The sequence below is a fragment of the Erwinia amylovora genome (assembly GCF_017161565.1).
GTDB lineage: Bacteria > Pseudomonadota > Gammaproteobacteria > Enterobacterales > Enterobacteriaceae > Erwinia > Erwinia amylovora.
In genome coordinates this window covers 1,221,418-1,247,540 of the sequence record NZ_CP066796.1, presented here as the reverse complement: position 1 = coordinate 1,247,540, position 26,123 = coordinate 1,221,418, and the positions used below count along the sequence as shown (strand labels likewise).

The window sequence follows — 26,123 nt, the reverse complement described above, 5'->3', positions numbered from 1 at the left end:
CCTATTATAGTTTGCCATACATATTTACACATGCATCACAGATACGGCGACCAGGCAGGAAATTTTACCTGTCCATCAGTTGCCGGAAGACGCGCTTTGAAACGCCCATCCGTCGAAACCAACTGCAAGACGGAACCCATGCCCTGAGTAGAGCTATAGATCACCATTGTGCCGTTAGGTGCGAGACTTGGCGTTTCATCCAGGAACGTGTCCGTTAGTTTTTGAACGGCTCCGGTTACCAGATCTTGTCGGGCGACGTGTTGAGCGCCGCTGTTGGTGCTTATCATCACCATTGATTTGCCATCAGCGCTAACGTCTGCATCCTGGTTTTGTGCACCTTCCCAGGTAATGCGCTGGGCAGTGCCGCCGTTAACGCCGATTTTATAAATTTGTGGTCTGCCTGCTTGATCAGAAGTATAAGCCAGGCTCTGGCTATCCGGGAACCAGGTAGGTTCCGTGCTGTTATAGCGACCGTCGGTAATCTGGCGGATTTGACCGGAACCCACATCCATCACATACAGGTTGAGGCTACCGGTTTTAGACAGCGCAAAGGCCAGCTTACTGCCATCAGGCGAGAATGACGGTGCCCCATTGTGACGCGGGAACGAGGCAACCTGCCTGATAGCACCGTTAGCCAGAGTCTGAATAACCAGCGCCGATTTACCACTCTCAAAAGTCACGTAGGCCACTTTGCTGCCGTCCGGTGACCAGGCGGGAGACATCAGCGGCTGTGGTGAACGGTGTACAACGAACTGGTTGTAACCATCATAATCAGAGACGCGCAGTTCATAGGGGAACTGTCCGCCATTAGTCTGCACCACGTAAGCGATACGGGTACGGAATGCGCCTTTAATCGCCGTTAATTTCTCAAAGCTTTCATCACTGGCGGTGTGCGCAGCATAGCGCAGCCACTGTTTGGTCACTTTGAACTGGTTCTGGGCCAGCACCGCCCCTGGATTGGCCGAGGTATCGACCAGCTGGTAAGAGACCGCATAGCTGCCGTCAGCCCCGGGCTGAACCTGCCCGACGATCACCGCGTCAATGCCTAGCGCAGTCCAGGCCGCTGGCTGCACTTCTGCGACAGAGGTAGGCTGCTGCGGTAGACGAGCACGATCGATTGGATTGAACTTACCACTGTTACGTAGATCCGCCGCAACAATGGCGCCAATGTCTTCAGGCGCGGCACCGGGGCCATCCCATTTAAACGGCATAACGCCGATAGGACGAGCGGTATTCACACCCTGAGTAATTTCAATGCGTACTTCTGCATGTGCCACCGCGATAAACAGCATTAAAACGCTCAGCGCTACACGAAATGCCTGCTTCATTATTTCTCCCTTATCCGGGTTAAGCACCCACGATAATTAGCTATGAATCAACAACCCTAAGAGTACGGCATGTTTAACATAGTTCAACAGGCCACAGTTGAGCAAAATGTTACGGCTTAAACTCAATAGTGGCCTCTTTCACCGCCTGCCATACATCCTGGCTCGGTGGTTTTGGTATCCTGGCCATACGTGCCGCATTGATTGCAGCCTGACAAAGCGCTGCATCCCCCCCTGCCGCAGTGGCGGAAATGAGCAGCCCGTCCGGCCCCAGCTTAATCCGCACGTCACAGGTTTTACCCGCGAAGGTGTCAGCATCGTAAAATTTGCTCTGAATTGCGCCTTTTACCTGCCCAAGATAGCTTTCAATGGCCGCCCCTGAAGCCCCTGCTTTTTTCTGCTGGCCCTGCCCTGCAGCGGCGCCACCAGCCTCGCCAGGCTTCGGTGCATTTTTGCCGGCAGTAAGGTCACCCAGCAGATCGCCGACGTCACCAGACTCTTTTGCCGCTTCGGCAGCCGCTTTCTTTTTCGCATCCGCTGCGGCCTTCGACTTCGCGGCGGCGTCAGCTTTTGCTTTGGCAGCTGCGGCTGCTTTCTCTTTCGCTTCAGCGGCCGCTTGCGCTTTGGCTTCGGCAACGGCCTGCTGTTTAGCTTCCTGAGCCGCTTTAGCCTCTGCCGCCGCTTTTACTTTAGCGGCTTCTGCGGCAACCTGTTTAGCTTCGGCATCCGCCTGTTTTTTCGCATCAGCGGCCGCCTGCTTTGCGGCATCGGCTGCTTTTTTCTGCGCGTCTGCAGCGGCTTTCTTCGCTGCTTCTGCCGCCTGTTTCTGCGCCTCCGCCTGCGCTTTTGCGTCGGCTTTCGCTTTTGCTGCAGCGGCTTCGGCCTGTTGCTGCTCCTGACGTGCAGCTTCTGCCGCCTGTTTCTGTTCTGCCGCCTGCTGTTTCGCCTCTTCCTGAGCCTGCAAACGCTCTTTCTCAATCTGTTTCAGCCGCTGCTGTTCAGCAGCCTGCTTCTGCTGCAACTCTTCCGCCTGCTGTTTAGCCTGCTTCTGGCGCTGTTGTTCGGCACGCTGGCTGTCGCTTTGCTGATTTTGCTGACGATTGTACTGTTCTGCCACTGCGCCCGGGTCAACCATGACGGCATCGATATCGCCACCGCCACCGCCGCTACTGGCATCTATGTTTTCGTCAAACGAGCTCCATATCAGCAGTGCAATCAAAATGATATGCAGGATTACAGATATGGATATGGCACGTTTTAGCTTATCGTTTTGTTCGGTTGCCTTCGACACTGTCGGTTCCCAAAAACGGTTCGAATGAATTAAATCGGCTGCGTCATCAATCCAACAGACTTCACGCCTGCCTGATGCAGCAAGTTTAGCGCCTTGATGATTTCCTCATAAGGAACCTCTTTAGCTCCACCAATCAGGAATACCGTCTTAGGGTTAGCCGTCAGGCGGCTCTGCGCTTCGGCAACGACCTGTTCTGCCGGCAACTGCTCCATCCGGTCATGATCGACTACCAGGCTGTACTGCCCTACGCCAGCCACTTCCACAATCACCGGCGGATTATCATTACTGGAGACCGTTTTAGAATCTGTCGCATCCGGCAGATCGACCTCCACGCTCTGGGTGATAATCGGTGCTGTTGCCATAAATATCAGCAGCAGCACCAGCAGCACGTCCAACAGCGGAACAATATTGATCTCGGACTTAACGTCGCGGCGACCGCGACCACGTTTTCTGGCCATGCTAACCTCCGGCTTACTTGCTTACATCGCTGGAAAACGCCTGGCGATGCAGGATAGCCGTGAACTCTTCCATAAAGTTATCGTAGTTCTGTTCCAGCTTATTCACGCGCAGAGTTAATCGGTTATAGGCCATAACCGCCGGGATAGCGGCAAACAGGCCGATGGCGGTAGCAATCAGTGCTTCAGCAATACCCGGAGCAACCATCTGTAATGTGGCCTGTTTAACGGCACCCAATGCGATGAAAGCATGCATGATCCCCCAAACCGTACCAAACAGGCCAATATAAGGACTGATAGATCCAACGGTGCCAAGGAAAGGGATGTGGTTTTCCAGCGCTTCCAGTTCGCGGTTCATGGAGATGCGCATCGCACGCGTCGCCCCTTCTACCACCGCTTCTGGCGCGTGGTTATTGGCACGATGCAGGCGGGCAAACTCTTTAAAGCCGGCGTAGAAAATTTGTTCCGAACCGCCTAGCTCATCGCGCCGAGACTGGCTTTCCTGATAAAGACGTGACAGCTCAATCCCGGACCAGAACTTATCTTCAAAGGCATCAGCATCTCGTACCGCCGCATTCAGGATACGGGTTCGTTGAATGATCACAGCCCAGGAGGCGATGGAAAACCCGATCAAAATCAACATAATAAGTTTGACCAGAAGGCTCGCCTTCAGGAACAAATCAAGAATGTTCATGTCAGTCACTGCTTGAACTCCGCGACAATAGACTTGGGAAGCGGTATCGGCTTCATTAGATGTGGATTGATGCAGGCAATCAGAACCTCTGCCTCATTAAGCACACGGCCTTCTGCATTTACAATGCGTTGTGCAAATGTCATGGTGGTTCTGGTCATGGCAACAACCTCGCTTTGCACCTCGAGCAGTTCATCGAGACAAGCCGCAGCCAGGTAATCAACCGTGATGCGCCTCACGACAAAGCCGACTTGCTGTTCCAGCATAACCTGCTGACTGAAATGGTGCTGACGCAGCATTTCAGTACGTGCCCGATCATAAAAAGCGACATAGCTGGCGTGGAAAACCACCCCACCGGCGTCCGTATCTTCGTAATAGACACGCACCGGCCATCGAAACAGCGTTGTACTCACTCTACATCCCGATAATGCTAAACGTTGGCCAGGAAAACGTTGTTACTATACGCAAGAGCATTCGCATTGGGAATGGGTTGCCAGAGGGGAGAGAAAATAATTATTACAGGCTAACAACTTGCCTTATTTCAGCACGGTTATTTAACCCTCTTTGATAATGACAAAGATCAGGTTAGCAGAGTAGCCGGCTACACATCCAGTTATCAGTGATGCTCAAAAAAAAGGCCGCTGAAAGCGGCCAGTGATTGCATGATGTCAATGCAGGTCGGTTTTACTGCGGCAATACCGCTTTCACCGCATCACCGATATCGGCAAGGCTACGGACGGTTTTTACACCGGCCGCTTCCAGCGCGGCAAACTTCTCATCAGCCGTGCCTTTACCACCCGCGATAATGGCACCGGCGTGGCCCATACGTTTACCTTTCGGCGCGGTAACACCAGCGATATAGCCGACTACCGGCTTGGTGACGTACTCTTTGATAAACGCCGCCGCTTCTTCTTCAGCGCTTCCGCCGATTTCGCCGATCATCACGATCGCTTCAGTCTGCGGATCGTCCTGGAACAGCTTCAGGATATCGATGAAATTAGAACCCGGGATTGGATCGCCGCCGATACCTACGCAGGTTGACTGGCCATAACCAATGTCCGTCGTCTGTTTAACCGCTTCATAAGTCAGGGTCCCTGAGCGGGAAACGATGCCGATGCGGCCCGGCTGGTGAATATGGCCAGGCATAATACCGATCTTACAGGCGCCGGGAGTAATCACACCCGGGCAGTTTGGACCGATCATACGCACACCGGCTTCGTCCAGTTTCACCTTGACCGTCAGCATATCCAGCGTGGGGATGCCTTCGGTAATGGTGATGATTAGCTTGATGCCGGCTTCGATGGCTTCCAGAATGCCGTCTTTGCAGAACGGAGCCGGAACATAGATCACCGATGCGGTTGCGCCCGTGGCTTCCACCGCTTCGCGCACGGTGTTAAACACCGGTAAACCAAGATGCTCGCTGCCACCTTTGCCCGGAGTCACGCCGCCAACCAGCTGTGTACCGTACGCCAGCGCCTGCTCGGAGTGGAAGGTTCCCTGACCACCGGTGAAGCCCTGGCAGATTACCTTGGTATTTTTATCGATCAAAATAGACATTATTTACCCTCCGCTGCGGCAACAACGCGCTGCGCCGCATCGCTCAGGCTGGTTGCTGCAATAATATTCAGGCCGCTGTCCGCCAGTTTTTTAGCACCCAGCTCGGCATTGTTTCCTTCCAGACGAACGACTACCGGTACGTTGACGCCCACTTCTGCTACCGCACCGATAATGCCGTCTGCGATCAGGTCGCAGCGTACGATGCCGCCGAATATGTTAACGAACACCGCTTTCACCGCGTCGTCAGACAGAATGATTTTAAAGGCTTCGGTAACGCGCTCTTTGGTCGCACCGCCGCCCACGTCGAGGAAGTTTGCCGGCTGACCACCGCTCAGTTTCACAATGTCCATGGTACCCATCGCCAGGCCGGCACCGTTAACCATGCAGCCAATGTTGCCTTCCAGGGCAACATAGTTCAGTTCCCACTGGGCGGCATGCGCTTCACGCGAGTCTTCCTGGCTTGGGTCACGCATTTCGCGCAGATCGGGCTGGCGGAACAGCGCATTGCCGTCGGCGGTCAGCTTGCCATCGAGGCACACCAGATCGCCCTGTTTGGTGACAACCAGCGGGTTGATCTCAACCAGCGCCAGATCGCGCTCAAGGAACAGCGTTGCCAGCCCCATAAAGATCTTGGTGAACTGCCCTACCTGCTTACCGCTAAGCCCGAGCTTAAACGCCAGCTCGCGGCCCTGATAAGGCTGGGGACCGGTCAGTGGATCGAGCGCCATTTTGTGGATCAGGTGCGGGGTTTCTTCCGCCACCTTTTCGATTTCAACCCCACCTTCGGTGGAAGCCATAAACACCACCCGGCGGGTACCACGGTCAACCACCGCGCCGAGATAAAGTTCTTTATCGATATCGGTGGCGGCTTCAACCAGGATCTGGTTTACCGGCTGACCGCCAGCGTCAGTCTGATAGGTCACCAGACGTTTACCCAGCCAGTTTTCGGCAAATGTGCGGATATCTTCTTTGCTGTTGACAACCTTCACGCCGCCCGCTTTACCACGGCCACCGGCATGAACCTGACATTTCACTACCCACGGGCCAGCACCAATCTTGGAGGCGGCTTCTTCTGCTTCACGCGGCGTTGTGCAGGCATAACCGGTTGGTGCCGGTAAGCCATACCGTGCGAACAACTGTTTTGCCTGATACTCGTGTAAGTTCATGATGTTATATCCATTCAGGTCTGAAAAGACGTGGCTGCCTTACGCAGCCATCCAGGAATGGGTGCGGCATTATTCCATGCCACACGCCAGGGTTTAGACGTCCAGCAGCAGACGAGCCGGGTCTTCCAGCAGCTCTTTGATCGCCACCAGATAGCCAACGGATTCACGGCCATCAATCAGACGGTGATCGTAAGAGAGCGCCAGATACATCATTGGCAAGATCACCACCTGACCATTAACCGCCATCGGGCGATCTTTGATCGCATGCATACCAAGAATAGCGCTCTGTGGCGGGTTGATGATCGGCGTGGACATCAGTGAACCAAAGACACCACCATTAGTGATAGTGAAGTTACCGCCGGTCAGTTCGTCGACGGTGAGCTTGCCATCACGGCCTTTCACCGCCAGCTCTTTGATTTTCTTTTCAATATCGGCCATGCTCAGCGCATCCACATCTTTCAGCACCGGGGTTACCAGGCCGCGTGGCGTAGAGACGGCAATACTGACGTCAAAGTAGTTATGGTAAACCACATCCGTCCCGTCGATTGACGCATTCACTTCCGGGTAACGCTTCAGGGCTTCTACTACCGCTTTGATATAGAAGGACATAAAGCCCAGACGGACGCCGTGACGTTTTTCGAACGCTTCGCCATACTGCTTTCGCAGCGCCATAATCGGCTGCATGTTCACTTCATTGAAGGTGGTCAGCATGGCGGTGCTGTTCTTCGCTTCCAGCAGACGTTCGGCCACGCGCTTGCGCAGACGAGTCATGGGCACACGTTTTTCACTGCGGTTCGCCAGATCGGCGGGGACAGCCGCTTCTGCCGCTTCAGGTGCAGCTTTGGTCGCCGGGGCAGCCTGCGCCAGATGTTTTTCCACGTCCTCACGCGTGATGCGCCCGCCGACACCGCTGCCTTTAATCGCTGCCGGGTCAAGGCTGTGCTCGGCAATCAGGCGACGAATAGCCGGGCTAAGTGCATCGTTGCTTTCTTCTTCCAGCGATGCCGTCTGGCGCTGTGCTGGCGTCGATTCATTGGCTTCGGCTTTGGCAGAGGTCTCTTTGCCACCGCTGTTGCCCTCTTTCAGGCGACCCAGCGCCTGACGGGAAATCACCGTGGCACCCTCTTCTTCAAGGATCGCTTCCAGCACGCCGTCGGCAGAGGCCGGTACTTCCAGCACTACTTTATCGGTTTCGATTTCCACCAGCACTTCATCACGCTTGACGCTGTCGCCGGTTTTTTTGTGCCAGGTGGCTACGGTGGCGTCAGCCACGGACTCAGGCAGGTCAGGAACAACGATATCTACGCTACTCATTTTCTTTCCTTAATTATTCAACGTTCAGCGCGTCATTAACCAGATCTTGCTGCTGCTGCTGGTGAACGGACATATAACCCACTGCCGGCGATGCAGAGGCAGGGCGACCGGCATAACGTAATGAAGCCCCAAACGGGACGATTTCACGGAAATGATGCTGACTGCAGTACCATGCCCCCTGATTGAGTGGCTCTTCCTGACACCAGACAAAATCATGTACGTGGGAATACTGCTTCAACACATCCTGAACCGCTTTATGGGGGAACGGATAGAGCTGCTCAATGCGCACAATAGCGACATCGGTTTGCTCATTCTTGCGGCGCTTATCCAGCAGGTCGTAGTAAACCTTACCGGAACACAGCACCACGCGTTTCACCGACTTCGCATCAAGCGCATCGATTTCGCCAATCGCCGGCTGGAAAGCACCGTTAGCCAACTCTTCCAGAGAAGATACTGCCAGCGGATGACGTAAAAGTGACTTAGGCGACATCACCACCAACGGGCGACGCATGCCGCGCAGCGCCTGGCGGCGCAGCATATGGTAAACCTGTGCGGGCGTAGAAGGGACGCAAACCTGCATATTCTGCTCGGCGCATAGCTGCAGATAGCGTTCAAGACGCGCGGAGGAGTGCTCCGGCCCCTGCCCTTCGTAGCCGTGAGGCAGCAGCATCACCAGACCACACATGCGGCCCCATTTCTGCTCGCCGGAACTGATGAACTGGTCGATGACTACCTGAGCGCCGTTGGCAAAGTCACCAAACTGTGCTTCCCAGATGGTCAGCGTGCGCGGTTCCGCAGTCGCATAGCCATATTCAAACGCCAGTACCGCTTCTTCCGACAGCACGGAGTCCCATACTTTGAAGGTGCCCTGACCGTTATGGATATGCTGCAGCGGGGTGTAAGTCGAACCGTTAGACTGGTTGTGGATCACCGCATGACGATGGAAGAAGGTACCGCGCCCCATATCCTCACCGGAGAGACGGCATGGAATGCCCTCATCCACCAGCGTGGCATAGGCGAGGTTTTCCGCCGCGCCCCAGTCGAACGGCTTGTTGCCAGCGGCCATATCTGCACGGTCGTTGTAGATTTTCGTCACTCTCGATTGCATCTCTACCGCTTCCGGTACGGTACTGATGCGCTTAGCCAGCTCCTGCAGGCGCTTCAGTTCGATGCGCTCCGGATAACTCTCGTCCCAGTCGTGGTTCAGATACGGTGACCAGGTGAAGGAGTGCAGGCTCATCGGTCGCCATTCCGGCACCACGCACTCGCCTTCATCTAAGGCATCACGGTACAGGTTGACCATTTCCGTGGCATCTTCCAGGCTGGCAACCTGCCCGGCTTCCAGCTTGTCAGCGTAGATTTTACGCGGCGTGGGATGCTTTTTGATTTTCTGGTACATCACCGGCTGCGTGGCACTTGGCTCATCCGCTTCGTTGTGACCGTGACGTCGATAGCAAACCAGATCGATAAACACATCGCGTTTAAAGGTGTTACGGAAATCCAACGCCAGACGGGTGACGAAGGCAACCGCTTCCGGGTCGTCAGCGTTGACGTGGAAGATAGGTGCCATCACCATTTTACCAATATCGGTGCAGTACTGCGTAGAACGGGCATCTTTCGGGTTTGAGGTGGTGAAACCAATCTGGTTGTTGATCACGATACGCACCGTACCGCCCACTTCATAACCGCGCGCCTCGGACATGTTCAGGGTTTCCTGCACCACACCCTGGCCAATCACCGCTGCATCGCCGTGAATGGTAATCGGCAACACTTTGTTGCTGCCAGGCTGGTCAAGACGATCGAGGCGGGCACGAACCGATCCCATCACTACCGGGCTGACGATCTCCAGATGCGACGGGTTAAACGCCAGCGCCAGGTGAACCATACCGCCTTCGGTTTCAACATCGGAAGAGAAGCCCATATGGTACTTAACGTCACCGGTACCGAGATGTTCTTTATGCTTGCCGGAGAACTCGTCGAACAGGTCCTGCGGCTTTTTGCCCAGCACGTTGATGAGTACGTTCAGACGGCCACGGTGCGCCATACCCAGCACCACTTCGCGCGTGCCGCTTTTACCGGCATGGCGGATCATCTCGTTCAGCATCGGCACCAGCGCATCCCCCCCTTCCAGCGAGAAGCGTTTCGCACCGGGGAATTTCGCCCCGAGATAACGTTCCAGGCCTTCTGCGGCGGTTAGCTGCCTGAGGAAACCTTTTTTCTCTTCCACAGAGTAGGAAGCCTGCCCCACCACCGATTCAAGACGCTGTTGAATCCAGCGCTTCTCATCTGTATTGGTGATGTGCATATATTCCGCGCCAATGGAACCGCAATAGGTTTGCTTTAGCGCCGCGTAAAGGTCGGCCAGTTTCATCGTCTCTTTGCCGATGGCAAAAGATCCTACGTTGAAACTTTCCTGGAAATCCGCCTCATTCAGGCCGTGGTAGCCCGGGTCAAGATCCGCTACCGGCTCCTGTTTCCATAGCCCAAGTGGGTCAAGGTTGGCCTGCTGATGGCCGCGAAAACGAAACGCGTTGATCAGTTGCAGTACCTTAACCTGCTTGGCATTGGTTGCAGGGTCGCTGATGGGAGTGTTGTAACGCGAAGCGTCTTTCGCCAGGCGGCGGAAGTATTCGCGGGTGGTGGAGTGAATTTGTTCAGGTCTAACCCCAGTACCAGGAAGCTGCTGGAAAAGAGACTTCCAGGCCACATCGACAGAGTCAGGATCGGTTAGAAAGTCCTCATAGAGCTGCTCTATGTAGGACTGGTTCGCGCCGGCCAGCCAGGAGGAGTCCAGCCAGGGTTTCATCGCGCTGTTCTGCATTGTGATCCCTTAAGCATAATTGTGCTTTTTTTTCGCCGTGGTTGTTTGATGGAACCTTTGCAAGTCCCGCGCCGCGTTAACGGCTTGCCGTGGTACGGTTCTTCGATACGAGCGACCGGCCCGTAAGGGAACCTTTGTAAAAAGTTTCCGCTAACATCCGTCTGGCGAACACCCCTTACAAAGATAGCCTGATAAAAATTCCGGGAACCTTTGGTTCCCGGAATTGTGGCGTTATGCGCCCCGCTGCAGCAGCATCGACTTGATATGGCCGATGGCGCGAGTGGGGTTCAGCCCTTTAGGGCATACGCTGACACAGTTCATAATACTGTGACAGCGGAATACGCTGAAAGCATCGTTGAGATTATCCAGACGCGCATCCGTTTCGGTGTCACGGCTGTCAATCAGGAAACGGTAAGCGGCCAGCAGGCCAGCCGGGCCGATAAACTTGTCCGGGTTCCACCAAAATGACGGGCATGAGGTGGAACAGCAGGCGCAAAGAATACATTCGTACAGACCATCCAGTTTTTCGCGCTGCTGCGGCTGCTGAAGATGTTCTCTTGCTGGCGGTTTCTGCCCATTATTCAACAAGTAAGGCTTGATCTTCTCATATTGCGCATAGAATTGCCCCATGTCCACCACCAAATCGCGGATCACCGGCAATCCCGGTAACGGACGGATAACAATTTTTTGCTTACCGTTACCCAGCGCAGAAACGGGTGTAATACAGGCCAGCCCGTTCTTACCATTCATGTTGAGGCCGTCGGAGCCACAAACCCCTTCACGGCATGAGCGGCGGAAGGTTAAAGTCGGATCTTTCTCTTTCAGACGCATCAGCGCGTCCAGCAGCATCATGTCACGGCCGTCTTCAGACTCCAGCTGGTAATCCTGCATACGCGGAGCATCGTCGACATCCGGGTTGTAACGATAAATGGAAAATTCAAGTCTCATGGTGTTATCTCCGCAAACTAGTAGGTACGCGCTTTCGGCGGGAAGGCCGCACGCAGTTTAGGCTGCATGTTCACCTCACGGCGCGTCATGCTTTCACTTTGCGGCAGATACAGGCTGTGACATAACCAGTTTGCATCGTCACGTTCAGGATAGTCAAAGCGGCTGTGCGCGCCGCGGCTTTCGGTGCGGAAGTTGGCCGATACGGCGGTGGCGTAAGCCGTTTCCATCAGGTTATCCAGCTCCAGGCATTCGACGCGCTGGGTATTGAAGTCGCTGGAACGGTCATCGAGACGGGCATTTTTCAACCGTTCGCGCAGTTCCTTCAGCTCGGCCAGACCTTTTGCCATCGCATCGCCTTCGCGGAACACCGAGAAGTTGTGCTGCATGCAGGCCTGCAGGGCTTTACGCAGATCTGCCGGATCTTCGCCGGTGATGTTGTTGTTCCAGCGGTTCAGACGCGCCAATGAAGCCTCAATTTCTTCTTCAGTTGCATCCAGCAGTGCGCCCTGCTCCTGAACTGACTCCTGCAGATGCAACCCGGCCGCACGGCCAAATACCACCAGGTCAAGCAGTGAGTTGCCGCCCAGACGGTTAGCACCGTGCACCGATACGCAGGCAATTTCACCGACGGCAAACAGACCGGGGATCACCACATCCTCCCCCTGCTCGTTCAGCGTCAGCGCCTGACCGCTTACTTTGGTCGGGATGCCGCCCATCATGTAGTGACAGGTTGGGATGACCGGAATAGGTTCTTTCACCGGGTCAACGTGGGCAAAGGTGCGTGACAGCTCCAGAATGCCCGGCAGGCGTGACTCAAGCACCTCTTTGCCAAGGTGATCAAGCTTGAGCTTAGCGTGCGGTCCCCACGGACCGTCACAGCCACGGCCTTCGCGAATTTCGATCATGATCGAACGTGCTACCACGTCGCGCCCGGCAAGGTCTTTCGCATTCGGCGCATAGCGTTCCATAAAACGCTCACCGTGTTTATTCAACAGATAGCCGCCTTCGCCACGACAGCCTTCCGTTACCAGCACGCCCGCACCGGCAATCCCGGTTGGGTGGAACTGCCACATCTCCATATCCTGCACCGGCACGCCGGCACGCAGCGCCATGCCTACTCCATCGCCGGTATTGATATGTGCGTTAGTGGTCGACTGGTAGATGCGCCCTGCACCGCCGGTAGCCAGTACCGTTGCACGCGCTTTAAAATACACCACTTCACCATCTTCGATATTGAGCGCGGTGCAGCCGACGATGGCCCCGTCAGCGTTTTTCACCAGATCCAGCGCATACCATTCAGAGAAAATGGTGGTGTTGTTTTTCAGGTTTTGTTGGTAAAGCGTATGCAGCAAGGCGTGACCGGTACGGTCAGCAGCAGCAGCAGTGCGAGCCGCCTGCTCACCGCCGAAGTTTTTCGACTGCCCACCGAACGGACGCTGATAGATACGACCGTCGTCCAGGCGTGAAAACGGCAAGCCCATATGCTCAAGTTCAAGGATCGCTTCCGGGCCGGTTTTGCACATATATTCAATCGCGTCCTGGTCGCCGATATAATCGGAACCCTTGACGGTGTCGTACATATGCCATTCCCAGTTGTCTTCATGGGTATTACCCAGCGCTACGGTGATCCCCCCCTGAGCCGATACCGTATGGGAACGGGTTGGGAAAACTTTTGATAACAGGGCACATGTCTGCCCCGATTGGGAAATCTGTAATGCGGCGCGCATACCTGCACCGCCTGCGCCGATCACAACGGCATCAAATTCTCTGACTGGCAACTTCATGACGCACCCCACACAACAACAGTTCCATAAATGGCATACACCAACAGTGCTACCACAACAACCAGCTGCAGCATCATGCGCAACGCCAGTGGTTTAATATAGTCGGTCAGTACCTGCCACATCCCGATCCAGCCGTGCACCAGGATAGAAAACAACGTCAGAAGGGTGAAGACTTTAGTAAAGGATGAGGCAAAAAAACCACGCCAGATATCATAGGTCAGGGTGCCTGACATGACGATAAAAGCGAGGATGTACAACACGTAAAGGGTCATTATCATAGCGGCGGCACGCAGCAGCAGCCAGTCATGAATGCCATTGCGCCCCAGTGCAGAAGCGTTGCTTACCATACGAGGACTCCAGCCAGAATTGAGAGCACGACGGTGATACCGAATGCAATTTGCGCAGAAAATTTGCCGGTCTCTAAGGTTTCACCCAGCAGGCCAAAATCCATCATCATATGGCGAATGCCACCGGCAATATGGTACGCCAGCGCAGTTAAAATACCCCACATAATGAATTTGGCAATGAAGCTGTCCATCACGGCAGAAGCCTGGAGGAAACCTTCGGGAGAAGAGAGCGACAAACCCAGCAACCACAGCAGAATTCCAATCGACACAAAGGTAATGACGCCGGAAACGCGATGGAGGATGGACGCAATTGCGGTTAAGGGAAACCGGATCGTTGAGAGATCCAAGTTGACAGGTCGTTGTTTTTTCAAGGTTTTGCCCACACAGCCTTTCTTATTTTGCTTCCTCCGGTCCTGAAGGGGGGTCAGACAGCGTTATTGAGGCAAGCATTCGCGGCAGGCACATAAACTTCAACGTCCAGTGTCAAACGGCGCGTATGAAACGCTGGGTGGCTCCTGTTGCAGGGTATTTCCGGAGACCTGGCGAAAGTATAAGTGGATCACAATCTCATTACAATTCCCCTACAAACTCTTTGGTAAAAAATCGGTCAAACAGTGACAAAAATCACACTTTAGATAAAACTCGCATATTTAATTATCTGATTTGACAAAAGTTAAACAATTTTGCTACAAATCTACGGATACGTTCCGAAATGCACAAAAGTTAAGGGGACACACTTTCCCATACGCATAAGTTATGTAACATTGGTTAAGATTATCCAAACTCTCAGGTATTGGCTACTATGTAAGCCATATTCATACCGGATCGTGTCATGACTATGATACTCATCAGGATGGTGCCCACCCGCCCGGCATGCGCCCGTCACTCTGTACCCTGCACACAATAAGATGCCACAGAGTTGATTACCTTTCGCGTCAGGCAAGAGGCTGGGGAGATGTGGCTTTCCCGGTGATAAAGATCCCTATATTAGGCGCTAAGGAGATTGAAAATGGCTGATAAAAAAGCAACGCTAACCCTCGATGGTGAAGCTGCTATCGAGCTTGATGTGCTGAAAGGCACGTTAGGCCAGGAAGAAATCGATGTCCGTGGGCTCGGCTCTAAAGGCTACTTCACCTTCGATCCAGGCTTTACCTCTACCGCGTCCTGCGAATCTAAAATCACCTACATCGATGGCGATGAAGGCATCCTTCTGCATCGTGGTTTCCCTATTGACCAGCTGGCGTTGCACTCCAACTATCTGGAAGTTTGTTACATTCTGCTTAATGGTGAGGCGCCCAGCGCAGAACAGTTCGAAGATTTTAAAGTGACAGTGACGCGTCACACCATGCTGCATGAGCAAATACATCATCTGTTCCGTGGCTTCCGCCGCGACTCCCATCCGATGGCAGTGATGTGCGGTGTTACCGGGGCGCTGGCCGCATTTTACCATGATGCGATGGATGTCAATATTGAACGCCATCGTGAAATTGCCGCTTTCCGACTGCTGTCTAAAATGCCGACCATGGCGGCGATGTGCTACAAATATTCCATCGGCCAGCCGTTTGTTTATCCGCGTAACGACCTTTCCTACGCCGGTAACTTCCTCAATATGATGTTCTCTACGCCTTGCGAAGAGTACGTGGTGAACCCGGTTCTGGAACGCGCCATGGACCGTATTCTGATCCTGCACGCCGACCACGAACAGAACGCCTCCACCTCTACCGTACGTACTGCCGGCTCTTCCGGTGCCAATCCGTTCGCCTGTATTGCAGCGGGAATTGCCTCACTGTGGGGTCCTGCTCACGGTGGGGCAAACGAAGCCTGCCTGCGTATGTTAGAAGAGATCAGTAGCGTTGAGCACATTCCTGAATTCCTGCGCCGGGCTAAAGATAAAAACGATTCGTTCCGTCTGATGGGCTTCGGCCACCGCGTGTATAAGAACTACGATCCACGCGCCACGGTGATGCGTGAAACCTGTCATGAAGTGCTGAATGAGCTGGGGATGAAAGACGATCTGCTGGAAGTAGCGATGGAGCTTGAACACATCGCGCTGAATGATCCGTACTTCATCGAGCGAAAACTCTATCCTAACGTTGACTTCTATTCCGGCATCATTTTAAAAGCGATGGGTATTCCTTCCTCTATGTTCACGGTGATCTTTGCCATGGCACGCACCGTGGGCTGGATTGCTCACTGGAAGGAAATGCATGATGATGGGGTGAAAATTGCCCGCCCGCGTCAGCTTTACACCGGTTACGACCAGCGTAATTTCACCTCAAAGATTAAAAAGTAAACTGCTGGCGACAGGTTCTGGTAACGCATCCTGTTGCAAGCGCTAAACGTGGCCGGGCTGGCTTAGTCAGCCCGGCTTTGTTATTTCTGGCAGCCAGGGCACCAGTAAAAAGGCCGGGAAGAGAGCACGGTTTTGACAATGATGTCACCGCAGCGCTCGCATCTTTTACCGGCGCGGTGAAAAACTTTAAAGCTGAACAGCGCGCCGTGATGGTGGTTTTCATCCACCTTGCCGCGGGTACGATAAGAGAGGCGTGGTACCGCCAGCAGTGCCGTTGCCAACGCATCGAGCTGCTGGTCGCTCAACGTTTCGGCCTTGTGCTGTGCGGCAAGCCCTGCCTGCCAGAGGATCTCAACGCGCAGATAGTTACCCAACCCGGCGAGAAATGCCTGATCCAGCAACAGCCCGCTGAACTGGCGACGGCGAAAGCGCTTCGACAATAACCGTTCACGCACCTGCTCTGCTGTCAGCGCCATATCCAGCACGTCCGGGCCTGTCCGTTGCAGAAACGGATGTGCAGCCAGCCCCTGAACATCCAGTAGCTGAATATCCGATGCGCTGTACAGCAGCAGCGTTTGGTCAGCGGCCGCCAGCCGCACCCGCAGTACACGCTTGCTCTCTGCCGGCTCGGCCCCGCTGTTTATAATGCGCCAGACTCCATACAGCTGATTGTGGCTGTACAGCGTCAGGCCATTTGAAAAATGGGTCAACAGCGCCTTGCCGCGCGTTTCAATGGAGATAATTCGCTCGCCGACCAGCATTTGCTGATAAGTCTGCAATGCCGGGAAGGCAAACCAGACGTCGGTCAGCACTTTCCCTTTTATTGCCTCTTCCAGCCGATCCGCCACCCGGCGGATTTCAGGACCTTCCGGCATCTGTCGCTCCTTTACTCTTAATGCGTTGCCCCGCCCTCAAGACGAATATCCTCTTCAACAGCCGGCGCAATGCTGACGGCCATCTCCAGCGCCAGAACGTTCGTTGCCAACGGCATGCCGGGCGCGCCGGGATGATTCATCGCCTGCTCAGGCAGATAAGGGAGATGGATAAAACCGCCACGCGTTTTGCGCCGACGCAAATAGTGCATCAGTCCGTACATAACGTGATTACAGGTACAGGTACCTGCAGTTTGCGAAACCGATGCGGGGATCCCGGCTTCACGGATCCCGGCCACCAGCGCGTTAACAGGCAACGTGGAAAACAGCGCTACCGGGCCACCGACAACCACCGGCTGGTCAACCGGCTGCGCACCCGCATTATCCGGGATGCGCGCATCGTCAATGTTAATCGCCACGCGCTCAATGCTGATATCAGCGCGGCCACCGGCCTGCCCGACCGCAATCACCCGCTCCGGCTTTACCGCTTCGATCGTCGCATACGGCACCTCCAGCGAGGAGCCAAACGAGCAGGGCAGCTGTTTTGCCACGATCGTGGCAATGCCCATCAGCGGCCAGAGATTCACGGCAACGTCCATAGTCACTCCTTAAAAGAGAAAAACGCGCCAACGGTTGAGGCCGGAGCCTGTAAAAAGTTACGGTTTTAGTGACTGCTGACTTCAATATCCAGCAAGCTGAACGCCCGGCGCAGCTGGCGGGCAAAATCGAGCGCGTGGGGGCCGTCGCCGTGCAGGCAGATACTGTCCGCCTGAACCTTCACCCAGTCCCCGCCCAGGCTCTGGACCTGCCCTTTTTGTATCATCGTCAACGTCTGTCTGATGGCCTGCGCATCGTTTTCAACCAGCGCACCGGGTTGACCGCGTGCAACCAGCGAGCCGTCGCGCTGGTAAGCGCGGTCGGCAAAGACTTCCTGGCGCGTGGTTAACCCGTGGCGTTTTCCGGCGCGGATTAACTCGCTGTTGGCCAGCCCGACCAGCACCAGCGCCCGGTCAGTCACGCTTACCGCCCGGGCGATAGCGTCAGCCAGAACCGGGTCTTTTGCCGCCTGGTTATACAGCGCACCGTGCGGTTTAACGTGTACCAGTTTGCCCCCCTCGCCTTCTGCCAGCGCTTTTAACGCACCCAGCTGGTAAACCACCTGCGCGTAGACGGTTTCCGGCGGCAGCTGCTGCGGGCTGCGGCCAAAATTATTGCGGTCGGCAAAGCCGGGATGCGCGCCTATCGCCACGTTAAATTCCAGCGCCCAACGCACCGATTGCAGCATGGTTTGGGCATCACCGGCGTGAAAACCACAGGCGATATTGGCGGATGAAACCAGCTGCAACAGCGCGCGGTCATGCGCGCATCCTTCACCCAGATCGGCATTAAGATCGACTTTCATCGGCCAGCCCCTTAGCCATTTGTTCCAGCGCCCGCAGCTGTTCACGTTTTGCCTGCAACGCCTGCTCCAGCGTGCAACAGACAAAGTGCACCGGTTCGCCGAGACGCAGCTGCGCCAGATGCCAGAGATCGGCTTCGATAACGCAAGCAATACGCGGATATCCGCCGGTCGTCTGCGCATCCGCCATCAGAACGATGGGCTGGCCGCCCGGCGGCACCTGAACCACGCCGGGCACCAGGCCATGCGACAACAAATCGCGCGAAGTATCACGCCGCAGCTGACGCCCCTGCAAGCGGTACCCCATGCGGTTGCTCTGCGGATTCAGCCGCCAGGCCGTGCGCCAGAACGCTTCCCGGCTCTCTGCGCTGAATTCATGATACTCCGGGCCGGGCATGGCGCGCACCCGGTTGCCCCACAGCAGCTGGCGCACGCCGGCAGGCTGATGAAACTCACGGCTGGGCGTACCGAGTGGAATGCGATCGCCGTCCTGGAGCTTGCGCCCGGCGAATCCGCCAAAACCGGCGTTCAGATCGGTGCTGGCAGAGTTCATGATCTCCTCAATCACATAGCCACCGTTAACCGCCAGATAGCTGCGCATGCCGCGCTGCGGCAGACTGAGCGTCAGCCGCTGGCCTTTTTTCACCGCACAACGCCAGCCGGTCCACACCGCCTGACCATCCAGTTCAGCGTGGCAGCCCGCCCCCGCCAGCGCGATCCAGCCATCACGCTCAAACTCGGCGCAAAAACCGCCAAGCGTGATTTCCACTACCGCACTGCCTGCGGCGTTGCCCACCAGCATATTGGCGGTTTGCATGGCCGGTTGATCCATCACGCCGCCCGAACTGACCCCGTATTGCCGCCAGCCAGCACGGCCCGCGTCCTGAATACTGCTGCCGATCCCGGCGCGGATAATGTTCAGCATATACCCTCCTTCTGCGGCACAAAGCGCACGCGATCGCCGGGGCGCAACAGCACCGGAGGATGTTGTTGCGGGGTGAACAGCGCGATAGGTGTCTGACCAATCAACTGCCAGCCGCCGGGAGCCGCCACGGGGTAAATCCCGGTCTGACTGCCGCCAATACCGACTGAGCCGGCAGGCACCAGCACGCGAGGTTCCGCGCGTCGCGGCGTATGCAGCCGTTTGTCCAACCCAGCGAGATACGGGAAACCCGGCTGGAAACCAATAAAGTACACCACGTAATCTGTCGATGCGTGACAGGCCACGACCTGAGAAGCTGTCATGCCGCTATGATGCGCCACCTCGTCCAGATCCGCGCCCGACTGACCGCCATAGACCACAGGAATGTCAACCCGGCGTGATGCCAGCTCCAGCGCTTCACTCTCTTCCCAGTGCTGCTGTAGCCAATCAATTGCCTGATGTATATCGCGCTGAGGATCGCGCAACAGAACGGTAATGTTGTTCATTCCGGGGACAATTTCGAGGGTTTCGCGGCAATCCTTCAGGCGTTGCATTAACCCCCAGATGCGCTGCTGGCTGGCCAGCGATAGCGGAGGTGCTAACTCGAGGACTACCGCGCGTTCGCCCAGCAGGTAACAGCGTGCTTGTTGCAAAACTGGCCTCCTCAATCAGGGTCAGGTTATCAAGTAGTTATGCGTAATTGTGGCGGGGCTGTCAACCACCCGCCAGACTGTTCAGATCTGGCAGCTGGCGCATGAATGGTGCAAAAGAAAGGATCAGGCAGGGTTGTCGATATCAATAAAAGTGACGTCAAGACCGTGGTGCACGGCCAGCCATTCACCCAGCGCTTTGATGCCGCCACGCTCGGTGGCGTGATGCCCGGCAGCGAAGAAGTGCAGCCCCTGTTCGCGCGCGCTGTGTATCGTCTGTTCAGAGACTTCACCGGTGATAAAAGCATCAACGCCGAAAGCCGCGGCCGCGTCAATAAAGCCCTGACCGCCGCCGCTGCACCATGCCACGCGTTTGATCACGGCCGGGGCATTGTCGCCACAGTGAAGCGGTTCGCGCCCCAGCGTCTGACTGATGCGCTGCGTCAACATGGCGGGGCTTAGCGGCTGTGCTAATTCCCCCCAGGGAACCAGCGGTTGCACCTCGCCCTTCACCGCAATGCCAAACAGCTCTGCCAGCCGGGCGTTGTTGCCTAACTGCGGGTGCGCGTCAAGCGGCAGATGCCAGCCAAACAGGTTGATATCGTTCGCCAGCAGGGTTTTTAAACGCTGGCGCTTCATGCCGGTAATAGCGGGCGCTTCGTTTTTCCAGAAATAGCCATGATGGACCAGCACCGCATCCGCCTGCAGGCGCACGGCCTCATCCAGCAGTGCCTGACAGGCGGTAACGCCGGTAATCACTTTTTTAATCTCACTGCGCCCTTCAACCTGCAGCCCGTTTGGCGCGTAGTCGCTAAAGTCCGCGCTGTTAAGCAGCTGGTTAACCCGCTGTTCGAGTTCAGTATTGCGCATGATCAGTCCCGTTTTTTCGTGCCGCCTCAAAAACATCCAGCGTCTGCTGGCGTGCCTGCTTATGATCCACTAACGGCAGCGGATAATCGAGCGTTCGCTGATTTTTTCGCGCCCACTGGTGCGGCTGATGAATGTATTCCGTCGGAACCTGGCGCAGCTCGGGTAGCCAGCGGCGAATAAACTCGCCGTCTTTGTCGAAGCGCTCCCCCTGAGTGGTGGGATTGAAAATGCGGAAGTAAGGGGCCGCATCGGTTCCGGTGGAGGCCGCCCACTGCCAGCCGCCGTTATTCGCCGCCAGGTCACCATCCAGCAGCTGCGACATAAAATAGCGCTCGCCTTCGCGCCAGTCGATCAGCAGGTCTTTCACCAGGAAACTGGCGGTAATCATGCGCAGACGGTTATGCATCCAGCCCAGGCTGTTGAGCTGTCGCATCGCTGCATCAACAATCGGATAGCCGGTTTTGCCCTGTTGCCAGGCGGTGAGCTGTTGTTTGTCGTCGCGCCATTTGACGCTATTCGTCCAGCGGGTAAACGGCTGATGGCGGCACAGTGCGGGAAATGCCACCAGCAGATGACGATAGAACTCGCGCCAGATTAGCTCGTTAAGCCAGACAAAAACCCGGCTGTCTTCCAGCCCAGCGGGATGCTGTTTCAGCAACCGATGCAGGCACTGACGCGGTGACAGAACGCCGGTGGCGAGGTAAACCGACAGACGGCTGGTGCCATCGCGTGCCGGTAAATCGCGCTGTTTCGGATAGTCGGTTACCGCCTGCTGACAAAACTCACGCAGCCGGGCAATCGCCGCTTTTTCGCCGCTCGGGAACAGGCTGGATTCGATATCCTCACGCGGGTAGTCAAAGGGTTTCAGTGAGCCTGCTTCAGGCTCAATCGCCCCGCTCTGGCGTACGGCGGGGGCTGGCAGACATTCCGGCAGCCCCTGCTGCAGGCGTTTAACGAAGGCTTTGCTGAACGGGGTGAAAACCTTGTACATTTCGCGATTACCGGTCAGTACGCTGCCGGGCGGCAGCAGCAGGCTGTCGTCAAAGCCCTGTGACACCACGTCGTCCTCGAAAAGCGCCCGCTCTACCGCCGCATCGCGTTGCCGTTCGTTAACTTCATACTGATAGTTATAAAACAGGCGGTCGACGCGATGCTCGCGGCAGAAGTCCTGTAACAGCGTGACGCTGGCGCTAAAGTCATCGCACTGCGCCACGTGCAGTACAATCCCCTTTGCCGCCAGCGACTGCTGCACATCCTGTAAACTTTGCCAGATAAATTCTGCCTGCTTCGGTGCCATGTGGTGCATGCGCCACTGTTGCGGCGTGGCGATAAACAGCGCGATGACGTTGGCCTGTTCGGAACGGCAGGCCGCATACAGGGCGTGATTATCATTGATGCGCAAATCGTTGCGCAGCCAAACCAGATGAGTCGTCATAAAGTTCCCTGAGATCAGTGTCCGTAACGCAGACGCAGCACTTCCGGGTACGGCGCGAAATAGCGCTGCTCCGCCAGCCACGGGTGCGGGAATTGCGTCATATAGTGTTTCAGCAGGGTTATCGGTGCCAGCAGCGGTAACAGCTGTTGACGGTAATCATCGATCACTCCTGCCAGCTCCTGACGCTGGGCTGAAGTCAGCTCGCGGCGGAAGTACCCCTGTACATGCATCAGCACATTGGTGTGGTTGCTGCGCGTTGCCGGATGCTGCATCAGATCCATCAGCCGCTGCCGGTACTCGGCGGCAAACGCCTCCAGCGACGCCCACTGGTCCATTTTGGCGACAAAAGGCCCTATCTGACGATAATCCGGCTGGGAATGAGCCAACAGCAGCAGTTTATATCGGGTGTGAAACGCCATCAGTTTGGCGCGCGTCAGCCCACTGCGCCATAGCCGGTTAAACTCGTGCAGGGCATAGACGCGTGCAACAAAGTTTTCGCGCAGCAGCGGATCGTGCAGGCGGCCGTCCTCCTCAACCGGCAGCCAGGGCATCTGCGCCATCAGTTCGCGGGTAAACACCCCGGTTCCGGCCTTGCGGTTATTATTATTGTCCGGTTGATAGATGCGCACCCGTTCCATCCCGCAGCTGGGGGATTTAGCGCAGACGATATAGCCGCAAAGATGGTGCAACTGGCTGATTTTTTCCTCGGAAAAGGCCTGCATCTTTTCGGTGACGGGAAGGTCGCTGCCGTTGCTAAAACTGAGCGAAATATCCCCCTGAGCGGCTTCGGTCAGGCGCAGTGCAGGACGTGGGGTTGGCAATCCAATTGCCATTTCCGGGCATATTGGTTCATAACGCAAAAAAGGTGCCAGCTGCTGTGCGGCAAATTCGCAGCGTTTGTGCCCACCATCAAAGCGCACGCGCTCGCCCAACAGACAGGCACTGATGCCAACCGGAATTTTCTTATCCATAGTTATACAGCCTCTAGAAACTTGTACACATTTAAGTGTAGCGTAAACCTTGGGTCACGGGCAAAAAAAATCCTGCCACAGGGCAGGATGATCCATTTTCACATCAGATGAAGTCAGGCTGATAACAGGGTGAGGTTTAATAATAGTTGCAGCCGGCGTCTTCAGCCTGCGCCAGCCACACCGGCCGATCGCTGGTTTTAACCCAGATACGGTGCAAATAGCTGTAAAAACGAGCGCGGTCAGAGCGGAACAGCATTAATGGAAAAGCGCTAATACCCAGGATAAGCACCAGGCTGCGACGTAAGAAAATGCGGCCCAATGAATAATGTTGATAAAGACCCATACGTCCTCCCGAATTGATAAACAGAAGTGGCTGTGTATAAACTAAGCAAAATACTAATACTAAAAGGGTAGCTTATCTACTGATCGGACCACTTTTGCTGAAAAAAAACCTGTAATCAGGCCAAATCCGCAACAATGTGACCTTTACGTTAATGAAAGACTTTTAACGGGCTGACCGGACCCTTTTCTGCCCCATCTGCCCGCTGGTAATAATCACAGACGCCATCCAGCCTTTTTTGCTAAATTAGCCCGGTTAAGCGTAATGCCACTATGATAGTTGACCGACCGGCGAGGTATTGTGACCACCATTTTGATTGTTGAAGATGAAAAAGAGATCCGCCGTTTTCTGCGCGTTGCGCTGGAAGGCGAAGATTTCCGCGTTGTCGATGCAGAAACCCTGAAGCGTGGCCTGATTGAAGCGGCAACACGTAAACCGCAGCTGGTCATCCTCGATCTCGGACTGCCTGACGGCGATGGCTGCCAGTTTATTCATGAAATTCGCCAGTGGAGCACCATGCCGGTGATTGTCCTCTCGGCGCGCAGCGACGAGAGTGACAAGATCACGGCGCTTGATGCCGGTGCAGATGACTTTCTGACTAAGCCGTTCGGCGTGGGTGAGTTGCTGGCACGAGTTCGCGTTGCCCTGCGCCATCGTCCGCAGAGTAGCGAAAACGTTCAGGCTCAGGTCAATTTCGGCAGCGTTAGCGTTGATATCGCCGCTCGGCGCGTCACCCGCAACGGCCAGGACCTGCACCTGACCCCCATTGAGTTTCGTCTGCTGGTGAGCCTGCTGAATCATCCCGGTAAAGTGATGACGCAACGTCAGCTGCTGATGCAGGTTTGGGGACCTAATGCGGTTGAACATCACCATTATCTGCGTATTTACATGGGCCATCTGCGGCAAAAGCTGGAACATGACCCGGCGCAGCCGCAGCATCTTCTCACCGAAACCGGCGTTGGATATCGCTTTATGCCATAAAAAAGGGGCGTTCACCGTGGGTGAACGCCCCTTTTCACCGCCGGTCAAATCAGGCGTTATTCAGAACCGCACTGACAATCTCTACCGCTTCTTTCTCTATTTTCTCGCGGTGATCGGCACCGAGGAAGCTTTCGCAGTAAATTTTGTAGGCATCTTCCGTACCGGACGGACGTGCAGCAAACCAGCCGTTTTTGGTCATCACTTTCAAACCACCAATAGCTGCACCGTTACCCGGAGCCGCTGTCAGGCGGGCGGTGATAGCATCACCCGCCAGCGTATCGGCGCTGACCCTGTCCGGTGACAGTTTAGACAAGGCGGATTTCTGAGCCGAGGTGGCCGGAGCCTGCAAACGATTGTAGCTTGGTGCGCCAAAGCGCGCGGCCAGCTCATCATAGTGCTGCTGCGGGTTCTTGCCGGTAACTGCGGTAATCTCCGCTGCCAGCAGGCACATGATGATGCCGTCTTTATCGGTCGACCACGGCGTGCCGTCGAAGCGAAGGAATGAAGCACCGGCGCTTTCTTCGCCACCAAAGCCAAAACTGCCATCATACAGGCCATCCACGAACCATTTGAAACCGACCGGCACTTCCACCAGCTGACGCCCCAGATCCTCGACCACGCGGTCGATCATCGCGCTGGAAACCAGCGTTTTTCCGACGGCAACCTCTTTGCCCCACTGCGGGCGGTGCTGGAACAGATACTGAATCGCTACCGCCAGATAATGGTTAGGATTCATCAGGCCAGCGGGCGTGACGATACCGTGACGGTCATAGTCCGGGTCGTTAGCAAACGCCAAATCGAATTCATCGCGCAGCGCCAGCAGGCCAGCCATAGCCGATTCCGATGAGCAGTCCATGCGGATCACGCCATCGTGATCCAGATGCATAAAGCGGAAAGTCTGGTCAACGGCATCATTAACGATGGTCAGGTCAAGCTGGTAATAATCGGCGATGCGCTGCCAGTAAGCGATACCTGCACCGCCCAGCGGATCGACGCCGATTTTCAGCCCGGCTTTCTGGATCGCCGCGATGTCAACGATTTGCGCCAGACCTTCGATGTATGGCTGGATCAGATCTTTTTCCTGCAAATGACCACTGGCCCACGCCTGATCCAGCGTCACGCGCTTAACTTCTTTCAGCCGGTCTTTGATCAGCGCGTTGGCGCGGTCTTCCACCACTTTAGTCACATTGGTATCGGCCGGGCCACCGTTCGGCGGGTTATACTTGATCCCGCCATCTTCCGGCGGGTTATGGGACGGAGTGATGACAATACCGTCCGCCAGCGGGCCGCCGCTTTTATTGTGTTCAAGGATCGCATTAGAGATCGCCGGCGTTGGCGTATAGCCGTTATCCTGCTGCACGATCACATCGACACCGTTAGCTGCAAGCACTTCCAGCACCGAGACCATCGCCGGTTCTGACAGCGCATGCGTATCCTTGCCGACATAACAGGGACCGGTCACACCGTTTTTTTTACGCTCTTCAGCAATTGCCTGCGCAATCGCCAGAATATGCGTTTCGTTAAAGCTTTGGCGACCCGCGCTGCCGCGATGGCCCGAGGTGCCAAATTTTACCGCATGCTCTGCGTTGCCCAGTTCAGGCTGCAAGACGTAATACTGCGAGGTTAACTGTGCAACGTTAATCAAATCGCTCTGCCGGGCGGGTTGCCCGGCACGGGGGTGATTGGCCATT

General features: G+C 55.6%; 24 protein-coding genes and 1 pseudogene. 2 read left to right on the top strand and 23 right to left on the bottom strand.

What is annotated here, in order from left to right; translation table 11 throughout:
* Positions 1 to 35 precede the first annotated feature (35 nt).
* The 13 genes from tolB to sdhC form a co-directional block, all read right to left on the bottom strand.
* Positions 36 to 1,328 (bottom strand): Tol-Pal system beta propeller repeat protein TolB, encoded by a 1,293-nt coding sequence (gene tolB, locus JGC47_RS05820; protein ID WP_004156681.1) that lies wholly within the window; start codon positions 1,326 to 1,328, stop codon positions 36 to 38.
* Positions 1,329 to 1,437: 109 nt separating this feature from the next.
* Positions 1,438 to 2,616, bottom strand: a complete 1,179-nt coding sequence (tolA, locus tag JGC47_RS05815; protein WP_004156680.1) for a cell envelope integrity protein TolA — start codon at positions 2,614 to 2,616, stop codon at positions 1,438 to 1,440.
* Positions 2,617 to 2,645: 29 nt separating this feature from the next.
* The gene (gene tolR / locus JGC47_RS05810) at positions 2,646 to 3,074 is read right to left on the bottom strand and encodes a colicin uptake protein TolR (protein ID WP_004156679.1); all 429 of its coding nucleotides are present in this window, start codon (positions 3,072 to 3,074) and stop codon (positions 2,646 to 2,648) included.
* 13 nt (positions 3,075 to 3,087) lie between these two features.
* On the bottom strand, positions 3,088 to 3,765 hold the full coding sequence (gene tolQ, locus JGC47_RS05805) for a Tol-Pal system protein TolQ (protein ID WP_004156678.1): 678 nt from the start codon (positions 3,763 to 3,765) through the stop codon (positions 3,088 to 3,090).
* Positions 3,766 to 3,770: 5 nt separating this feature from the next.
* The gene (ybgC, locus tag JGC47_RS05800; RefSeq protein ID WP_004156677.1) at positions 3,771 to 4,175 is read right to left on the bottom strand and encodes a tol-pal system-associated acyl-CoA thioesterase; all 405 of its coding nucleotides are present in this window, start codon (positions 4,173 to 4,175) and stop codon (positions 3,771 to 3,773) included.
* A gap of 271 nt (positions 4,176 to 4,446) precedes the next feature.
* A complete protein-coding gene (sucD, locus tag JGC47_RS05795) occupies positions 4,447 to 5,319 on the bottom strand; it encodes a succinate--CoA ligase subunit alpha (protein ID WP_004156676.1) in 873 nt (290 codons plus the stop codon).
* Complete coding sequence (sucC, locus tag JGC47_RS05790) at positions 5,319 to 6,485, bottom strand: ADP-forming succinate--CoA ligase subunit beta (RefSeq protein ID WP_004156675.1); 1,167 nt, start codon at positions 6,483 to 6,485, stop codon at positions 5,319 to 5,321. The genes sucD and sucC overlap by 1 nt, the downstream gene beginning before the upstream one ends.
* 93 nt (positions 6,486 to 6,578) lie before the next feature.
* Entirely contained in the window at positions 6,579 to 7,799 is a 1,221-nt protein-coding gene (odhB, locus tag JGC47_RS05785; protein WP_004156674.1) for a 2-oxoglutarate dehydrogenase complex dihydrolipoyllysine-residue succinyltransferase, read from the bottom strand.
* A gap of 13 nt (positions 7,800 to 7,812) precedes the next feature.
* Positions 7,813 to 10,620, bottom strand: a complete 2,808-nt coding sequence (gene sucA, locus JGC47_RS05780; protein ID WP_004156673.1) for a 2-oxoglutarate dehydrogenase E1 component — start codon at positions 10,618 to 10,620, stop codon at positions 7,813 to 7,815.
* A 231-nt stretch (positions 10,621 to 10,851) separates the two neighbouring features.
* Entirely contained in the window at positions 10,852 to 11,568 is a 717-nt protein-coding gene (locus JGC47_RS05775) for a succinate dehydrogenase iron-sulfur subunit (RefSeq protein WP_004156672.1), read from the bottom strand.
* A 17-nt stretch (positions 11,569 to 11,585) separates the two neighbouring features.
* Positions 11,586 to 13,352 (bottom strand): succinate dehydrogenase flavoprotein subunit, encoded by a 1,767-nt coding sequence (sdhA, locus tag JGC47_RS05770; protein WP_004164113.1) that lies wholly within the window; start codon positions 13,350 to 13,352, stop codon positions 11,586 to 11,588.
* Entirely contained in the window at positions 13,349 to 13,699 is a 351-nt protein-coding gene (gene sdhD, locus JGC47_RS05765; protein ID WP_004156670.1) for a succinate dehydrogenase membrane anchor subunit, read from the bottom strand. The genes sdhA and sdhD overlap by 4 nt, the downstream gene beginning before the upstream one ends.
* The gene (gene sdhC / locus JGC47_RS05760; RefSeq protein WP_004156669.1) at positions 13,693 to 14,082 is read right to left on the bottom strand and encodes a succinate dehydrogenase cytochrome b556 subunit; all 390 of its coding nucleotides are present in this window, start codon (positions 14,080 to 14,082) and stop codon (positions 13,693 to 13,695) included. The genes sdhD and sdhC overlap by 7 nt, the downstream gene beginning before the upstream one ends.
* 626 nt (positions 14,083 to 14,708) lie before the next feature.
* On the opposite strand from sdhC, the gene JGC47_RS05755 reads away from it, so the two are divergent.
* Positions 14,709 to 15,992, top strand: coding sequence for a citrate synthase (locus tag JGC47_RS05755; RefSeq protein WP_004156668.1), 1,284 nt, complete (start codon positions 14,709 to 14,711; stop codon positions 15,990 to 15,992).
* A gap of 80 nt (positions 15,993 to 16,072) precedes the next feature.
* Here JGC47_RS05755 and nei read toward each other — a convergent pair whose 3' ends face one another.
* The 9 genes and pseudogenes from nei to JGC47_RS05710 all read right to left on the bottom strand — a co-directional run bounded on the left by nei (position 16,073) and on the right by JGC47_RS05710 (position 23,454).
* Complete coding sequence (nei, locus tag JGC47_RS05750) at positions 16,073 to 16,867, bottom strand: endonuclease VIII (protein ID WP_004156667.1); 795 nt, start codon at positions 16,865 to 16,867, stop codon at positions 16,073 to 16,075.
* Between the two features lie 17 nt (positions 16,868 to 16,884).
* Positions 16,885 to 17,436: pseudogene (pcp, locus tag JGC47_RS05745) on the bottom strand (pyroglutamyl-peptidase I); the annotation flags it as partial.
* Positions 17,437 to 17,528: 92 nt separating this feature from the next.
* Positions 17,529 to 18,266, bottom strand: a complete 738-nt coding sequence (gene pxpA, locus JGC47_RS05740; RefSeq protein WP_004156665.1) for a 5-oxoprolinase subunit PxpA — start codon at positions 18,264 to 18,266, stop codon at positions 17,529 to 17,531.
* A complete protein-coding gene (gene pxpC, locus JGC47_RS05735; RefSeq protein ID WP_004156664.1) occupies positions 18,250 to 19,188 on the bottom strand; it encodes a 5-oxoprolinase subunit PxpC in 939 nt (312 codons plus the stop codon). The genes pxpA and pxpC overlap by 17 nt, the downstream gene beginning before the upstream one ends.
* The gene (gene pxpB / locus JGC47_RS05730; RefSeq protein WP_004156663.1) at positions 19,182 to 19,838 is read right to left on the bottom strand and encodes a 5-oxoprolinase subunit PxpB; all 657 of its coding nucleotides are present in this window, start codon (positions 19,836 to 19,838) and stop codon (positions 19,182 to 19,184) included. Before pxpB ends, pxpC begins: the two co-directional genes overlap by 7 nt.
* A gap of 123 nt (positions 19,839 to 19,961) precedes the next feature.
* Complete coding sequence (locus tag JGC47_RS05725; RefSeq protein WP_004156662.1) at positions 19,962 to 20,705, bottom strand: type 2 GTP cyclohydrolase I; 744 nt, start codon at positions 20,703 to 20,705, stop codon at positions 19,962 to 19,964.
* Positions 20,692 to 22,140, bottom strand: coding sequence for a deoxyribodipyrimidine photo-lyase (phrB, locus tag JGC47_RS05720; RefSeq protein WP_013035944.1), 1,449 nt, complete (start codon positions 22,138 to 22,140; stop codon positions 20,692 to 20,694). Before phrB ends, JGC47_RS05725 begins: the two co-directional genes overlap by 14 nt.
* A 14-nt stretch (positions 22,141 to 22,154) precedes the next feature.
* Positions 22,155 to 23,111 carry a YbgA family protein gene (locus JGC47_RS05715; RefSeq protein ID WP_004156661.1) on the bottom strand — a complete coding sequence of 319 codons (957 nt, stop codon included), beginning with the start codon at positions 23,109 to 23,111 and terminating at the stop codon, positions 22,155 to 22,157.
* A 136-nt stretch (positions 23,112 to 23,247) separates the two neighbouring features.
* Positions 23,248 to 23,454 (bottom strand): YbfA family protein, encoded by a 207-nt coding sequence (locus JGC47_RS05710; RefSeq protein ID WP_004156660.1) that lies wholly within the window; start codon positions 23,452 to 23,454, stop codon positions 23,248 to 23,250.
* A gap of 297 nt (positions 23,455 to 23,751) precedes the next feature.
* On the opposite strand from JGC47_RS05710, the gene kdpE reads away from it, so the two are divergent.
* Positions 23,752 to 24,432, top strand: coding sequence for a two-component system response regulator KdpE (kdpE, locus tag JGC47_RS05705; protein ID WP_013034853.1), 681 nt, complete (start codon positions 23,752 to 23,754; stop codon positions 24,430 to 24,432).
* A gap of 49 nt (positions 24,433 to 24,481) precedes the next feature.
* On the opposite strand, the gene pgm is transcribed toward kdpE, so the two are convergent.
* Complete coding sequence (gene pgm / locus JGC47_RS05700; RefSeq protein ID WP_004156658.1) at positions 24,482 to 26,122, bottom strand: phosphoglucomutase (alpha-D-glucose-1,6-bisphosphate-dependent); 1,641 nt, start codon at positions 26,120 to 26,122, stop codon at positions 24,482 to 24,484.
* Between the last annotated feature and the right edge of the window lies 1 nt (position 26,123).